13 protein-coding genes and 1 pseudogene are annotated in these 15061 nt (G+C 68.5%); 6 read left to right on the top strand and 8 right to left on the bottom strand.

Annotated features, from left to right (window positions below):
* Positions 1 to 50 precede the first annotated feature (50 nt).
* The 5 genes from F3T56_RS37265 to F3T56_RS37245 are packed head-to-tail and all read right to left on the bottom strand — an operon-like array spanning position 51 to position 3965.
* Positions 51 to 1394, bottom strand: a complete 1344-nt coding sequence (locus F3T56_RS37265; protein WP_149829865.1) for a cytochrome P450 — start codon at positions 1392 to 1394, stop codon at positions 51 to 53.
* Between the two features lie 13 nt (positions 1395 to 1407).
* Positions 1408 to 2001, bottom strand: a complete 594-nt coding sequence (locus F3T56_RS37260; protein ID WP_149829863.1) for a GTP-binding protein — start codon at positions 1999 to 2001, stop codon at positions 1408 to 1410.
* On the bottom strand, positions 1976 to 2353 hold the full coding sequence (locus F3T56_RS37255) for a DUF742 domain-containing protein (protein ID WP_149829862.1): 378 nt from the start codon (positions 2351 to 2353) through the stop codon (positions 1976 to 1978). The genes F3T56_RS37260 and F3T56_RS37255 overlap by 26 nt, the downstream gene beginning before the upstream one ends.
* Positions 2350 to 2751 (bottom strand): roadblock/LC7 domain-containing protein, encoded by a 402-nt coding sequence (locus F3T56_RS37250; protein ID WP_149829860.1) that lies wholly within the window; start codon positions 2749 to 2751, stop codon positions 2350 to 2352. The genes F3T56_RS37255 and F3T56_RS37250 overlap by 4 nt, the downstream gene beginning before the upstream one ends.
* On the bottom strand, positions 2748 to 3965 hold the full coding sequence (locus tag F3T56_RS37245) for a sensor histidine kinase (protein WP_149829859.1): 1218 nt from the start codon (positions 3963 to 3965) through the stop codon (positions 2748 to 2750). Before F3T56_RS37245 ends, F3T56_RS37250 begins: the two co-directional genes overlap by 4 nt.
* Before the next feature lie 1381 nt (positions 3966 to 5346).
* Here F3T56_RS37245 and F3T56_RS37240 point away from each other — a divergent pair.
* On the top strand, positions 5347 to 6843 hold the full coding sequence (locus F3T56_RS37240) for an FAD-binding protein (protein WP_149829857.1): 1497 nt from the start codon (positions 5347 to 5349) through the stop codon (positions 6841 to 6843).
* A gap of 297 nt (positions 6844 to 7140) precedes the next feature.
* Positions 7141 to 7551, top strand: coding sequence for a hypothetical protein (locus F3T56_RS37235; RefSeq protein WP_149829856.1), 411 nt, complete (start codon positions 7141 to 7143; stop codon positions 7549 to 7551).
* Positions 7552 to 7678: 127 nt separating this feature from the next.
* On the opposite strand, the gene F3T56_RS37230 is transcribed toward F3T56_RS37235, so the two are convergent.
* The gene (locus F3T56_RS37230) at positions 7679 to 8848 is read right to left on the bottom strand and encodes a hypothetical protein (protein ID WP_149829855.1); all 1170 of its coding nucleotides are present in this window, start codon (positions 8846 to 8848) and stop codon (positions 7679 to 7681) included.
* 420 nt (positions 8849 to 9268) lie between these two features.
* On the opposite strand from F3T56_RS37230, the pseudogene F3T56_RS37225 reads away from it, so the two are divergent.
* Positions 9269 to 9574 (top strand): annotated as a pseudogene (locus tag F3T56_RS37225) (integrase core domain-containing protein); the annotation flags it as partial.
* Here F3T56_RS37225 and F3T56_RS50490 read toward each other — a convergent pair.
* Positions 9558 to 10190 (bottom strand): alpha-amylase family glycosyl hydrolase, encoded by a 633-nt coding sequence (locus F3T56_RS50490; protein WP_484422110.1) that lies wholly within the window; start codon positions 10188 to 10190, stop codon positions 9558 to 9560. The pseudogene F3T56_RS37225 and the gene F3T56_RS50490 overlap by 17 nt on opposite strands.
* 482 nt (positions 10191 to 10672) lie before the next feature.
* On the opposite strand from F3T56_RS50490, the gene F3T56_RS37215 reads away from it, so the two are divergent.
* From F3T56_RS37215 to F3T56_RS37205, 3 genes are read left to right on the top strand one after another with little or no spacing between them, the layout of a single operon-like run.
* On the top strand, positions 10673 to 11314 hold the full coding sequence (locus tag F3T56_RS37215; protein ID WP_246204270.1) for a helix-turn-helix transcriptional regulator: 642 nt from the start codon (positions 10673 to 10675) through the stop codon (positions 11312 to 11314).
* An 11-nt stretch (positions 11315 to 11325) separates the two neighbouring features.
* Positions 11326 to 12330, top strand: a complete 1005-nt coding sequence (locus F3T56_RS37210) for an ornithine cyclodeaminase family protein (protein WP_246204267.1) — start codon at positions 11326 to 11328, stop codon at positions 12328 to 12330.
* Positions 12327 to 13505, top strand: a complete 1179-nt coding sequence (locus F3T56_RS37205) for a DSD1 family PLP-dependent enzyme (RefSeq protein ID WP_149829851.1) — start codon at positions 12327 to 12329, stop codon at positions 13503 to 13505. Before F3T56_RS37210 ends, F3T56_RS37205 begins: the two co-directional genes overlap by 4 nt.
* Before the next feature lie 79 nt (positions 13506 to 13584).
* Here F3T56_RS37205 and F3T56_RS46605 read toward each other — a convergent pair whose 3' ends face one another.
* A complete protein-coding gene (locus F3T56_RS46605) occupies positions 13585 to 14736 on the bottom strand; it encodes a site-specific integrase (protein ID WP_172639325.1) in 1152 nt (383 codons plus the stop codon).
* Between the last annotated feature and the right edge of the window lie 325 nt (positions 14737 to 15061).

Below are 15061 nucleotides of genomic sequence, written 5' to 3'. Positions count from 1 at the left end.
CCTTGGTTGAATACTCATGCAGTGTCCTGTGTTACAGGCTGTTGTGTACGTCACCCCTTCAACCAGGACAGGAAGGAGCCCCACACGCCCGCGCGCTCGGGTTTCCGCCCCGCCGTGGCGTGGTCGCCGCGTACGGATGTCTCCGTCGCGCGCGGCGGGTTCGGCTGCGGCACGACCTGCGGGGTGAAGCGGCAGGGAAGCGCGGCCAGCGCGCGGTGGAAGGGGCCGGGCCGCCAGGTCAGGCTGTCCTCGGGCACCGCGAGTTCGATGTCGTGCAGCCGGTTGAGCAGGTTCTCGATGGCCACCATGGTCACGAGCCGGGCGAGTTCCTTGGACGGGCAGGCGTGCGGGCCGGCGCTCCATGACAAGTGGGCCCGCCTGCCGCCCGCCCGGCGGGCCGCCGCGAGCGCGGGGTCGGTGTTGGCGGCCGTCATGCTGACGAGGATCAGATCGCCCGCCCTCAGCTTCGTCCCGCCGAACTCCATGTCGGCCGCGGGATAGTGCGGCGCGTAGTTCGCCATGGGCGGGTTCTCCCACAGCGTGTCGTCGATGGCCTCCTCGATCAGGCCGCCGTCGGCGTACTGGTCGTGGAGAAGCAGCCGGTGCAGGGTGTTGCCGATGAGGTTGCGCAGCGGTTCCGCGCCGGCGCCGAGCAGCAGGATCAGCTGATGGACCAGTTCCTCGTCGGTCAGCCGTGCCTCGTGCCGTATCAGCCACGAGGCGACGTCGTCGCCCGGCCTGGCCCGCTTGAGCGCCACCAGCTCGAACACGGCCTGACCCAGCACCGCGTTCGCCTTCTCGGCGTTGACGCCCGTGAAGACTCCGGAGATGCCGAAGACGACCCGGTCACCGATGTCCGCCGGGCAGCCGAAGAGCTCGTTGAACACGAGCAGCGGCAGCTGTTTGACGTAGTCGTTCATCAGGTCGACCGAACCGCGGGAGGCCACCTGGGCTATGAGGTAGTCCGAGGCCCGCTTGGTCATGTCGCTCAGTCGGCGGGAGTCCACCTTGGCGAGGCTGTCGGTGACCGCCTGGCGCAGGCGCGCGTGCTCGGCGCCGTCGGTGAACATGCAGTTGGGCCGGTACCCCAGCATCGGCACGACCGGGCTGTCCGGGCCGACCTTGCCCTCGGCGACGTCGCGCCAACGGCGTGCGTCCTTACGGAAGTTGCCGGGATCCTGGAGCAGCTGCAGCGCCGTCGCGTGGTCCGTGACGAGGGTCGCGTCCACGCCGGGCGCGATCTCGACCGGCGCCGTCGGCCCGTAGTGACGCATGTGCGCGTAGTACGCCTGGGGATCGGCCGCGTACTCCGTGCCGTACAGCGGCACGCGCTGTCCGCTGTCATGGGCCGGGCAGCCGGGTGGGGGTGCGGGGAGGGTGGAATCGGGGGTCATGTCTGCTCTGCTCCTAACGGGCACGGTCCATCAAATAGCGGACGAGTGTGATCAGTGCTTCGGCCGACGACCGCTCGTCACGCGCGTCGCACGTGACGATGGGGGTGTCGTCGAGCAGATCCAGCGCCTCGCGCAGCGCTCTCTCGTCACGTTTCGACGTACCGTCGAAGCGGTTGACCGCGATCGCGTAGTCGAGTCCGTACTGCTCGATCAGGTCGATCACGGCGAAGGAGTCGGCCAGCCTCTCAGGGTCGACCAGCACCAGCGCCCCGAGGGCGCCGCGGGCCATGTCCTCCCACATCTGCACGAAGCGCTGCTGGCCGGGTGTGCCGAAGAGATACAGCACCACGCGGTCGCTGACGGTCAGGCGTCCGAAGTCCATGGCGACCGTGGTGGTGGTCTTGCCCTGGACCCCCTTGAGGTCGTCGATCGCCTCGCCCGCCTGGGTCATCGTCTCCTCGGTGGAGAGCGGAGAGATCTCGGAGATCGACCCGATGAACGTGGTCTTGCCCACCGCGAAGTGCCCGACGACCAGGATCTTCACGGCGGTCTGCGTCTCGCCGCCCTGGACGTACGCCCGCTCATCCAAACTTGGACTGGAGACCATTGAGCACCTCCTGGAGAATCTGCAGGTTGGCGACGGGGGCACGCGGCACCGGCGGGCGGGCGACGAGATAACCGGCCTCGGAAAGAGCGGCCAGCAGAATCCTCACCACCCCCACCGGCAGGTGCATATGGCCCGCTATCTCGGCGACGGAGAGATAACCGCCGACACACATCCGCAGCAGGTTCTGTTCCTCGGGCGAGAGGCGGGCAGGCCGCTGCTGTTGGTCGGCCGCCGCCGTGACCAGCGTGATCAGGGAGAACTGGTGCTCGCCCGGGAGGCTGCGGCCGCCTGTGATGACGTACGGACGTACTAATTCGGCGGCCTCGTGCTCCCGCTTGTCGGAATCGGTCATGGCCCTATCACGCTGCTCTCCCGAGGCGGAGCGGTCATTACCTTGCCCAACTGGCCGACCAGCTGCTGCATGCGGAAGGTGATGTCCGCCATGTCGACGTCGGAGGAGGCCGACACGGCGAGATAGGCGCCGTCACCGGCCGAGATCAGGAAGATCCAGCCGCCGTCGAACTCGACCAGCGTCTGCTGCCACCGCAGATCCGACCGGGAGCAGAAGAACGCCAGCGATCGGCTCAACGACTGCATGCCGCTCATCGCGGCGGCCGCCTTTTCCGCGTCGTCCCTGTGTACGTCCTTCGAACGGGCCCTCAGCAACCCGTCGGCGGAGACCAGAACCGCGTGCAGAGCTCCGGGGATCTCCAAGGCGCTGTCAAGCATCCATGAAAGATCGTTGTTCATCGGCCCTCGTGTCCTTCGCTGCTTGCCTCACGGGTGCTGCTCGGCCGCTCCGCGGCCTCCGAATGCGTGGCGCGGCCGGCGTCCGTGCCCTGCTTGAAGGCGGCCATGATCGCTGCCGTCTCCTCACTCCGGCGCTTCGAGGTCGGCGAGGAGGGCGAGGAGGTGGACGGGCCGGTCGAGACCAGAGCCATCGGCCGCTTGCGCCGCCGCTTGGGCAGCCCGTCGTCGGTCGTGCCGACGGGCAGCGAGGGCTCGGGCTCGTTCTCGTACACCGCGGGACCCGCGTCGATGGCCGACGGCGTCTTCCGCGGCGCCGGCGATTCCGTCGGGTCCGAAGGCTGCCTCGGCTCGGGCATGCTGGTGAGCAGTTCGTCGGGCAGCAGCACGACCGCCCGCACACCTCCGTAGGGGGAGGTGGAGTCCACGGAGACCGTGAAGCCGAACCGCTCGCAGAGCACACCGATCACCGCGAAGCCGAACTGCGGAGGGTTGCCCAGGCCCGAGACGCCGGTGGCCCGCTCGCTCGTCAGGAGTTTCTCGGCCCTGGCCTTCTCCTCCTCGTTCATACCGACACCGGCGTCGTCGACGACGATGCAGACGCCCTTGGGCACGGTACGGACGTTGATCTCGACCACGGTGTCCGGGCTGGAGTAGCTGGTCGCGTTGTCGAGCAGCTCGGCCAGCGCCAGCGCCACCGGTTCCACGGCCCGGCTGGTGACACCGAAGTCGACCTTCGACAGGATCTCCACCCGCTGGAAGTGCCGAATCCTGCCCTGGGCGCTGCGGACCACGTCGAACACCGAGGCCACGTCACGGTGCCGCCCGAGCCAGCCCTCGCACAGCACGGCGATGGACTGCGCACGCCGACCGAACTGCGCGTTCATGTGGTCGATCTCCAGGAGGTCCTGGAGCATGACGGAGTCGCCGTACTTCCGCTGCAGCCCGGAAATGATGCGCTGCTGCTCGGCAGCGAGACCCTGCAGTGTCCGCATGGCGGACTTCAGGGCTGTCCTCGTTTCTCCCTCGGCTTCCTGCTGGGCTTCCCGGACGGACTCCGAGTAATGGCTCTCCAGCTCACCGTAGTGGTTTCTGAGCCCCGCGATCTCCTGCCGTAATTTCCGCGCCGCCCTTCGCTGGCGAACGACTAGGGCGATGGCGACAAGGGTTACGGCAAGGAGAGCCCAGAGCGCCGGACTTTGTATGTATTGCGTCATGAGACCCTCTTCAGGCGGCTGAAGGCCAGCTACTGAATTCCCGTCAATTCACACAGACCGAAGGGCGGCCATTCCAGGGTTACCGCCCAGGCCGCACCATTTGGCGAAAGATGCTCTTTTTGCGCCTATCCGTCCCTTCGGTAAGTGCGGCTGATCGTATCACCGCACCGGATGGTGACGGGTCGTCAATATGTGGGACTCGTACGAGGGTTGGCCGCTCCGAGGGTCTCACTGCGCGGCAGTACGGGTGAGGGACGAGAACGTGGCGATTGCGGAACCCTCTGAGGACGCGGCGGGCGTGGGGTCCGTCCGGCGGAGCCGGCTTCCCCGGGCGCGCCGTAGAGCGGTGGCCAGTGGACGCGCGAGCCGGAGCTGGGCGTAAGCGTTGATCACCAGCCACGCCTGCAGGTCGGCCGCCTCCAAGCTGCGAAGAGGGCCGGCGCCTCATCAACCTGGGCACGTAAAACGGTTGGAGGCCCACTTGGCCCTGATCCGGCTCCCGTTTCCGTAAGTCCTGGTGGTCGCGTTCGAAGTAGCAGCCCTGGCGGGGGTACCGGAGCAGGACCAGAGGCGGGCGGGTGAGGAGAAGGTCCCGCACCCCTCAGCGACGCCGTCCGGCAGCAGGGGCCGGCCCAACTGAGCCGGGTTGGGAAGCAATGAATGCTTTCGTCGACGTAGAAGGTCTGCCCCAGGCAGTGTGAGTGCCAGACGGTACGGGCGCCCCGCGCGAACCTGCCCATGGTTGGCCGGGCGCTGGGCAATCCGCACAAGGTCGCTGCGTTTTGCTGATCCGTCCCATGAGCCGACGGAACCCCGAGCGCATGTGCAGGGCATGGTGCAGCACGAAGCCCCCGGTGGACACCACGGGCCGACCGTGGTGTCGGCTGCGGCCGGGGGTGTGGCGACTCGGGCTGCATCGTGGCCACTATGGCCCGGTATGGGCATGCAGCCTCCCGCTTCGCAAGGTGGGTCCACCACGGACCGGTACGTCAATGGCCGCAGATCCGGCTGCCGTTGGTGATTTGCCCTATCGTGCGGCGGCGCCTCGGGTGCAATGATGAAAACTGAGCGGAATTCAGGGGGCGATCGCTATAGGCGGGAACCGCAGACCCGGCCCCGGCCCCGGACCCGGGGCCGGGGCCGGGCACTCGTTTGACCGGCCACGCCGACGGCCAGGTCGTCCCGTCGTCGGCACCGCTGTCCGGTGCCCACCGGAAGCAGGGCGCGGCATCTCCGAGGTTCGGAAGTTGGGCGCCGAACCGTGCGCTGGACCACGGCCGTCGGCCCCGCATAACTCGCTCAGCTGATTTTTTCCGAGGCGTGACGACAAATCTGACGCGGTGTGCCGACGATCCGCCGCGTCACTACCACGGAGCCTGGTATGTCACTCAGAGAACGCGGTCCCGTCAACAGACGTCAGTTCCTGTCCCGATTCGGAGCCGGGGCCGTAGCGCTCGTGGTGGGATTCGACCTGGTCGCCCGGCAGTGGGTGACCGAAGCCGAGGCCGCGGACAGTACGTCGTTCGCCGCCGCGCCGTCTCTTGACGGTACCCTCACGTTCGACGCGGAGTCCATCGCGGCGAATTCGCACGACCAGGGCAACATCGTGTTCAACACACCGTGTGCGGTGCTCCGGCCGGGGTCGGTCGAGGACATCCGGAAGATGGTCGGCTATTGCGACAGGCACGGCATCAAGGTCGCACCGGCCGGCACGCACCACGCGATGTTCGGTCAACCGCTCGTGAGCGATGGCCTGATCATCGAAACGCAGTCACTGAACACGATCCACTCGCTCGGCACGGGCGGCGCCGACGTCGACGCCGGCGTGCTGTGGAAGGACCTGATCAAGGCCGCGTACGAGCAGGGTCTCACGCCGGCGTCGATCACCAGCTACATCAAGACGACCGTCGGCGGGACGCTTTCCATGGGCGGCATCGGGATGATGTCGGCCTATCAGGCCGGCGCGCAGGTCGATCACGCGCGGCAGCTCCAGGTGGTCACGGGCGAGGGTCGGCTGATGTGGTGCTCCGACACACAGAACAGTGACCTGTTCGAGGCGGCACTCGCCGGACTCGGCCAGTGCGGCGTGATTACGCGAGCGACCATCGACCTGGTGCCTGTCAAACAGCTGGCACGAACGTATCGGATCGGGTACTCGGAAATTCCGACCTTCTTCCAGGACATCCGCGTGCTTGCGAACCGGGGTGAGTTCGACTCGCTCGGCAGCATTCCCCAGCCGGGCACGGCACAGCCCATGACGCTGTGGGCCACCGTCTTCTACAACCCGGGCGATGCGCCCGACGCGTCCCGACTGCTCCGCGGGCTCAGCCCTGCCGCGGACACCGCGCCCTTCGAGGACTCCGACTATCTCGACTACATCTCCTTGGTCACCAACATGTACGACACCTTCTCGGCGAACCTGGACTGGGACGCGAAGGTCAAGCCCTGGTCGGACCTGTTCCTGCCGGACGGCGCCGTCGAGCAGTACGTCGAGTCGGTGTTCCCGGCGTTGACCCCTGATGACCTGGGCCCGACCGGTTTCGGCCTGGTCTTCCCGATGCTGCGTTCGAGCTACGGCCGACCGCTGCTGCGACTCCCGAGCGGGGCGAGCGGCCCCTGGGTCTGGCTGGTCAGCGTGCTGACCGATTCGGCGGAGCCCGGTCCCGATCCCGAATTCGCGTCGCGGATGATGGAGCGCAACTACCGCCTCTACCAGGAGGCGGCCGCCGTCGGCGGCGTGCGCTACCCGCACGGCGCGTGCGCGTTCACGCAGGCCGACTGGCAAGCGCACTACGGCTCGATGTGGACGCAGTTCGTCTCGTGGAAGAACCGCTACGACCCGAGCGGCATCCTGACCCCCGGCCCGGGCATCTTCTGATCTGCCGGATCCAGGACACGGGGGCGAACCGCGCACTGTCGCTCAGTAGGACCACCGGGTACGCGCCGGCCGAGCTCGGCCAGTATCCGTGCACGGTGCTTCGCCTGGGCAACGCGTACCGTGTGATCACGGCCGACTTGCTCATGCTCTTGCACATCGAGGAACCGGAGCCTTCGGCTGCCGAAGGCTCGGCTGGTGAGGCGCGGAGGAAAGACGAGGACCGCTCCTGCCGGGGGCACTGTTGCTGCTGTGCGTGCCGCTGTGCCGATCAGGGCGCGGGCGCCGAGGTTCGGTTTGGTGGCAGCCGCGTTCGCCCGCTACCCGCATTGGTACCCGATCGGCAAGGGGCCGCGCTCCGAGGCGGACCTGTTCCAGCTGGCCGACCTGCACGAACTCGCCCGCACCCACCGACTGGTGACCAAGCGCCTTCGTACGCTCAAGCTCTCGGCTGCCGGCCGTGCGCAGCTGACGGGCCAACAGCTGCGCCAGCACACGGCTGCGCTGGCCTGGCTCGGCACCACCGCAGCGGATCGGCAGGTGGCCGAGTGCGCCCTGGGCGCGCTGTGGGCGGAGCCCCGGCTCCGCGAGGACTTGCGCGATGCCATCCATCCGGTGCTTGCTGCGGGCTTCACCCACGGCGACGGCACCGCGATGGAGGTGAAGGGCACCGAGCGGCTGCTGTGGAGGTTCTGGCACCATCGGTCGTGAACTCGGCTGCCTCGAACCGGAACGGTCCATCGACGCCCTGATCTCCCTGTCCACGACTGGCCGCTCGGCCGCCCTCGCCGCACTCCGCCTCCTGGCCGAGGGCCGCGCCACCACATCTGAGCGTGCCTCAGCGTGCTGTCAGGCCGGCGTCGGTGAAGCGCCGCATCAGCGAGGGCTTGCCGCGGTGCTGCTCGCGCAGGTCGTGCAGGCGCCGGGCGAACGCCTCGGGGGTGTCCGCCCGGTCGTGGACCTCGCGGAGATCCTTCAGGAGGGTGACGGCGGCGTCGTAGGGGCCGGGCTGCTTCTGCCCGATCAGGTTGGTGATGTCCTGCCAGGCTTGCTCGGCGTTCTCGGCCAGGCGGTCCAGGTGGCTCTCGCGGGCCAGCTGTTTGGCCCGGCGGGCCTGGGCGTCGGCCTGTTTCTGCTGCCGGGTGTGCTCGCTGCGCACCTCGTGGGCGGCGTCGAGGAGCTCCGCGGCTGAGCGGCGCCGGGTGGTGGTGGACGGTTCGGCCGTACCGCGGGTCGCGGCGCGGTGGCGGGTCAGCAGCGCGGGGCCCGGCTGTGGGGCGGCGCCCAGGGCGGCGTCCAGCAGCAGGGCGTCCTTCTCACGTTGCGGCAGGGCGCGGATCCAGGCGGCGAGCGCGTCCTTGTCGATTGCCTGGGAAGGAGCGGCACCGCTGGCGTGGGCAGCCGCGGTGAGCAGGTGCGGGTCGACGTGCAGGAAGTCGGCCAAGGCTTGCTGCGGACCGGTGAGTTGGGCAAGGCCGACGGGTACGGGCGGCTCGACGGTGGAGGTGTACTCGTCCTCGTCGACGTCCTCCTCCAACTCCCAGCGGGTGAGCGCGGAAAGCCAGGCCAGATAGAGGGGGCGTAGGTCGCCTGCGGCGAGTTCGGTACGCAGTGTGGTGAACGAGGCGAGGGTGAAGGAGGTCTCGAAGTCCCACTCGCCGCCGTCCTCGGCCTCATAGGAGAAGTCGAGCAGCAGGTGCCCTTTCCTGGTCCAGCAGGTCAAGGCATCTTCCACGCAGTACGGTTCGGCGCTGCGGGCGGGCAGCAGGGTGCTGGGCAGCCGCAGCATCAGGCGCCGCGAGCCCCAGTTGGCGAAGTACAGATGGGCGTCGTACATCTGCTCCATCAGTTTGCGCTCATCGCCGCGGAAGTTGCCGTAGTGGTATTCGTTGGCGAAGTACGTCGCGCTGATCGTGGCTCGGCTCGACAAGGCCCGCATCTGCTCGAGCTCGTCCTTGGTCAACGGTCGATCGATGGCCTGGAACTCGTAGTACTGATACTCGCTCACGTCCGCGCAGCCTACCGACAGGCGCTGCGGCTCATCTCACGGAACCTGGATGTGATCCCTCGTGCGGGGCCCATCCACGGTTACGGTCCTGGCGGTGCCCTCGGGTTCGTAGGATCGGGCCGAGGACGATGGGCCCGCGGGGGCCGGAGGGCAGGCGTGTGGTGGCGGCACCGAGGGAACGGCTGGCTGGGCTGCTCGGCGGGGCGAAGGCGGCGGGGGCTTTCAGTGCCCGGCTGGAGGTGCCGGTGGCCGGCCTGGGCCTTGAGGTGGCCGGGGTCGGGCCGGTGAGCCTTCCGCTGCGGGCGCCCCAGGTGAAGCGACTGATCTCGGTGGCACGGCCGGCGTTGTTCGGGCGGGGCGAACAGACGCTGAGCGACACCAGTGTGCGTGACACCTGGCAGATCTCACCGGACCACCGGGCAATACACGTCGTTCCGCCTCGCCGAACACCTCGACGCGGACGGCATCGCGGCGAGTATTGGATCAGTCGGGGACGCGTACGACAACGCCCTGATGGAATCGACGATCGGCCTGTACAAAACCGAGTTGATCAAACCCCAGCGTCCCTGGAAGTCGCTCTCCCAAGTCGAGTTGGCCACCGCCGAGTGGATCGACTGGTACAACCACCGGCGCCTCCACGGTGAGATAGGCCACGTTCCGCCCGTCGAGTACGAGGCCAACCACTACATGGAATCCACGAAACCCCAGGTCACAACCACAATCTGAGATCTCTACCGAACCCGGGGCGGTTCAGGACCGATTCTGTGCGGGAAGCCGGTATGGCTCGGTCGAGAGGTTGACCGCACACACGAAGTCGGGAGTGCGGCTGAAGGCGAGGACGCCGGCGGGAGCTTCGAGCCAGGTCATGGTGCCGTCGCCGAGGGCAGGATTCTCGCGGCGAAGGTGGAGTGTGGTGCGGTACAGCTCCAGCATCGAGGTCTCGTCGCCGGTCTGTGCCCTCCACGGTGAGTTCGTTCCAGTTGGCGGGCTGGGGCAGCCAGGGTGCGGCGTAGGCGTCGTCGGGGCTGAAGTCGAAGGGTGCGGTCTGTCCGGACCAGGGAATCGGCACGCGACAGCCGTCGCGCCCGCGCTCCGTGTGGCCGGAAGGTTCCCAGATGGGGTCCTCGAGGACGGACTCGGGCAGGTCCTCCACTTCGGGGAGGCCGAGTTCGTCGCCCTGGTAGATGTAGGCGCCGCCGCGCATGGCGAGCATGAGCAGGGCTGCGGCGCAGGCGCGGCGGGTGCCGAGGTCCAGGTCGACGACGGGTCCCTGGGGCTGGTACCGCTCGTTGGGTACCCAGCGTGCGACGGTCTTGCGGGCGTAGCGGCTGGTGTGGCGCATGACGTCGTGGTTGGAGAGCACTCAGGTGGCCGGTGCTCCCACGTCGCTGAGCGTGGCGAGGGAGTCGTCGATGATCGTGCGGAGGTCCTTGAGGTCCCAGCTGGCCATGAGGAAGTCGAAGTTGGAAGCGCATGGGTTCGCGGATTCTTGGAGCGGTCTGCGGGCGAACCCACACGAGGGTCTGCGTTGGTGCCAGCCACAGTGGCGAGTTCGCGGCGATCAGGAGCAACGGACGGTCCGTGGGAGTCCGGCCTGGTCGAGGATCATCCAGGTAGCGAGGCGGGTGAACGTGGCCGTCGGCGGGTGGCTCTGTGGCGACGCCCTGATGCTCACCGCCCCGTCGGCTGAAGGGCTGCTGGACAATCGTCGAGAGGATTCCTAGACTCATTATCTAGATATAGAATAGAAATCTAGTTCAAGTCGAGGATGGGGGCCCTGTGGCACGCGTTGTTGATGGTGTGGAGAGGGGCGAACGCGAGGGCATCGTCACCTCGGCCTCGGCTGAGGCGGACGAGCACCTCATCCATGAGGCCGAGAAGATCGCTGTTGCGCTGGGCCGCATGTTCCCGGGCCTGTGCGAGGTGGTTCTGCACGACCTGCGGGATCCGCAGCACGCGATCCGAGTGATCGAGAACAACCTCTCGGGCCGCGAGGTCGGGGACTCCGTCACCGAGCTGGGCCTGGCTCGTATCGAGGACTCCGGCTACCCCAGCGTGATCCAGAACTACCCCAACCAGTTCCCCGACGGTCGCCCGGCGAAGAGCACATCCATCGGGATCAAGAACGCCGCCGGCGAGTACATCGCGGCTCTCTGCCTGAACCTCGACGTCTCGGTGCTGTCACCGGTGACGCTCGCGTTGTCGAGCCTCGTGGCAACGGACACCGAGCACCGCGAGCAGGCCCTGGAGACCCTGCGGGACCGCAGCGCGCGCGAGCTGCGCCAGGCGGTGGAGGAACTGGCCGCGGAGCGCGGAGCGACTCCCCGGTCGCTGGGGCGGGAGGACAAGAAGGCACTGGTGCGGCAGCTGCACCAGGACGGCCATTTCGACTCGCGTGATGCCGCACAGGCCATCGCGGACCTGCTGGGCGTGTCCCGGGCGACCGTCTACAACTACGCCAAGTGAAGGGGCATTTCGTGAACGCCGCAGGATCGACCACCGGCCCCGTGCCCGCTTCCTCGACCGGCTCCGGCCCGTCACCGGCCGCGCGCCTTCTGCTGCACATCACCGAGGAGCAGACCGCCGCGCTCGTGGACGAGGATCTGGCCTTGGAAGCAGCCCGCGCCGCCTTCGCCGCGACGGTGGACGGCACGGTCTTTCCCAGTCTCGCCGTACACGGGTCCGACCCGCGCAACCAGTTCACCCTCAAGCCATCCGCGTCCGCGACCCACGCCGGGGTGAAGATCGGCACCTACTGGCCGGGCAACACCGAGCACGGGCTGCCGCGCCACCACTCCACCCTGCTGCTGTTGGACCAGACGATCGGCAGGATCGCGGCCGTCCTGGAGGTCGGCACCGCGAACGCCTACCGGACCGCCGCGGCCGACGCCCTCGCCGTCGACCTGCTGGCCCGCGCCGGCACCACCACGCTGGCCATCTTCGGCACCGGCCACCAGGCCGCCTACGAGGTGGCGGCCGTCAGCCGCATCCGGCCCATCGGTGAGATCCTGGTTGTGGGACGCACTGCCGAGCGTGCCGAGCGGATGGCCGCGGTACTGGCAGCCCAGGGGTATACCGCCCGGAGCGTGGGCGCCGAAGAGGCCTGTGCCCGGGCCGATGTGATCGTCACCGCCACGACCGCCCGGGCCGACACTCCGCCGCTGTTCGAGGCTGCGTGGGTCCGCCCCGGTACGCACGTCTCCTGCATGGGCGCCGACGCCCCCGGCAAGCGGGAACTCCCGCCCGAACTGTTCGCCCGCGCCCGCGTCTTCTGCGACCTGCCCGAGCAGGCCCGCCGCATGGGCGAGAGCCAGCACGCCCCGGCCCAGACGGTCCTCACCCCGCTCGGCGAGGTCCTCACCCAACGCGCCACGGGACGCACCGACGACAGCGACATCACGGTCTTCGACAGCTCCGGAATCGGCGCGCAGGACCTGTATCTGGGCCTGGCCCTCCTGAAGAAGATGGACATCTCCCTGTGAACAATCCAGCAACCGCCGCCGACCCCGGCACCCCCCGGACCCTGGCCGATCCCGACACCCCGTTCGCCGTCGTCGACGCCCACAAGGTGCGGCGCAACATCGAACGACTGGCAACCAGGGCCGACCGGCTTCAAGTCACCCTGCGCCCTCACGTGAAGACGGCCAAGAGCCTCGACGTCGCCGCCCTCCTGCACCACGGCACCCCCTGCCCCATCACCGTCTCCACCCTCGCCGAGGCCGAGGCGTTCGCCGACGGCGGCTACACCGACATCACCTACGCCGTCGGCATCGACCCCCACAAACTCCCGCGCGTCCTCAAGCTGCTGCGCCGCGGCGTCACCCTGCGCATCCTGCTGGACAGCACCGAGCAGGCGGAGTTCGTCGCCCAAGCCTCCCGCGAGGCCGGCCTTCCCGTCCCCGCCCAGATCGAGATCGACTGCGACGGCCACCGCGGCGGCCTCAAGCCCGACGCACCCAGGCTCGTCGAGATCGGCCGCATCCTGCATGACGCGGGCTGTCTGGACGGAGTGCTGACCCACGCGGGCGAGTCGTACTTCGCCTACACCGCCGAGGAACAGCGCCTGGCAGCGAAGAACGAACGCGACACCGCCGTCGCCGCGGCCGATCGGCTGCGCGCGGCCGGCCTGCCCGTGGCCACCGTCAGCGTCGGCTCCACCCCCACCGCCCACGCGGCCGAGGACCTCACCGGCGTCACCGAACTGCGCGCCGGTAACTACGTCTTCTTCGACCTGGTGATGGCCGGCATCGGCCTCTGCCACATCGAGGACCTCGCCCTGTCGGTCGTCGTCACCGTCATCGGCCACCGCCCCGAATACGGCTGGATCATCACCGACGGCGGCTGGATGGCCATGTCCCGCGACCGCGGCACTGCCGTCCAGGCGCAGGACCAGGGCTATGGCCTGGTCACCGACCTGGACGGCACCCTCATTCCGGACCTGGTCATGACGGCCGCAAGCCAGGAACACGGCACCCTCACCACCCGCGACGGCACCCGCCTGCCCGACCTGCCCGTCGGCACCCGCCTGCGCATCCTGCCCAACCACGCCTGCGCCACCGCCGCCCAGCACCAGGGCTACCACGTTATCGACAGCACCCGAACCACGAACACCACACCGGCGATCCAGAACATCTGGCAGCGCGTCACCGGCTGGTGACCAGCAAGTACACCGGACCAGCCGCCCGGTCAGCGGATGCGGGGCAGGGCCTTGTCCGGATGTGCGGCGTGCACGTACTTCACCGCGATGTTGGGGTGGATGCCAAAGAGATGGACGAGGTGCACGGGATCGGCGGTCTCTCGTGCCTCATACAGGATGCGGTCGGCCCACACCTGCCGGGGCAGCAGTCCGACCCGGTCGAAGGCAGCCCGCAGAGCCAGTAGCTGAGCTGTGGCGATGCCGGATGCCGATAGGAGTGGGTGGTGATGATCAGGTGCGGGTTACTGGCCTGGGGCCAGCGGCGTCTGCGTTCGCGCAGCCAGTCGGCCACGAGGTGGGCGCTCAGGTCGTCGAGATAGACGGTGTGGGTGTGCTCGCCGCGGTGCACCGCCAGCGTCCGCCGGACTAAATCGGCATCGGCCAGGTCGAGGCGAGCGACCTCCACGGCGCGCACGGCATGGATAGCGACCAGGCCGACGATGAGCCGGGAGGCAGGCCCGTCCAGCCGGTCCAGCGCCCCTGCCAGCCGGTCGCTGGACAGCGGCAGCGGCAGGTGGACTCCGGCGGACGCCTGTATCCCAGCGGTGGGATTGCGGAAGATCAGCTGCTCCTGCTTCAGGGCCCGGAAGATACTGCGCAGCACGCTGAGCAGCCCGCGAGCCACATTGCCCTGGTGCCGGGCCAGTTCGGCCCGGACGTCGTCGGCGGTGATCTGCCGCAGATCCTCCCCGGCAGCGGCCCAAGACGTAAGGGCAGGCCAGGCGATGCGCAGATAGTGGCGGATACGCCGGTAGTGCGCCGGAGGATGCTGGAACCGGCCGCGGCCCCGCATGACCCGTACCCAGGCGCGCAGCTGGTCGGCCATCGGTTCGGGTAGCTGTTCGATTCGCTCGGACAGGGCCCGTTCGTCGTGCCGGTCCCGTTGCTCGGCCCCCAGATCCGGGATGCAACGGTGGAGCTGGCGCTGAACGTCGGTGAGCAACTGGCCATCGCTTTCGAATATCTTGTCCTCCTCCAGCAGGGCCTGGCCGTTGAGGAACGAGATCACGCAGCGGGTCGCGGCGGTGCCGGCCGCCACCGCCCCGGCAAGGGAGCGCACATCCCGCTCAGGAATCGGCGCGTGCGGGCCCACCCTGGCCAGCAGGGTATGCAGAACCAAGGCCGCGCCGCCCACGACGCTGCCCTTGTCGGCAATCCAGGATTTCGGGTAGCCGACGGTAAACGCGTCCAACACCTCCTGCGCCCGGTCCGGCAGCGGGCACAAGGCAGTGGTGGCGACGTGCTTCTCGCGCTGCCAGGTACGGGCATGGTGAACAGGATCAGCTGCCCCGGATCCATCGGCGCCGATGTCACCCGCTCCCTGGTCAGCATCGTCCGGGCTCGATCACGTGCGCGGCTGACGGGGCCGGACCGCTTGTGCACGACGAACCCCAACTCCCCGGCCCGCCGCTTCAGCTGGTGTGCCAGCACCCCGGCGAAGGCGAGCTGGGGCCTTGTCCCAAGGCCGGGTAGTTAGCGTTTTCGCAGGTCACGCAAGGGGAGTTGGGGTCCATGCT

It is taken from the genome of Streptomyces tailanensis, from assembly GCF_008386495.1.
GTDB classification, from domain to species: domain Bacteria; phylum Actinomycetota; class Actinomycetes; order Streptomycetales; family Streptomycetaceae; genus Streptomyces; species Streptomyces tailanensis.
The sequence above is the reverse complement of the archived record's forward strand: the minus strand, read 5'-3'. Positions and strand labels throughout refer to the sequence as shown.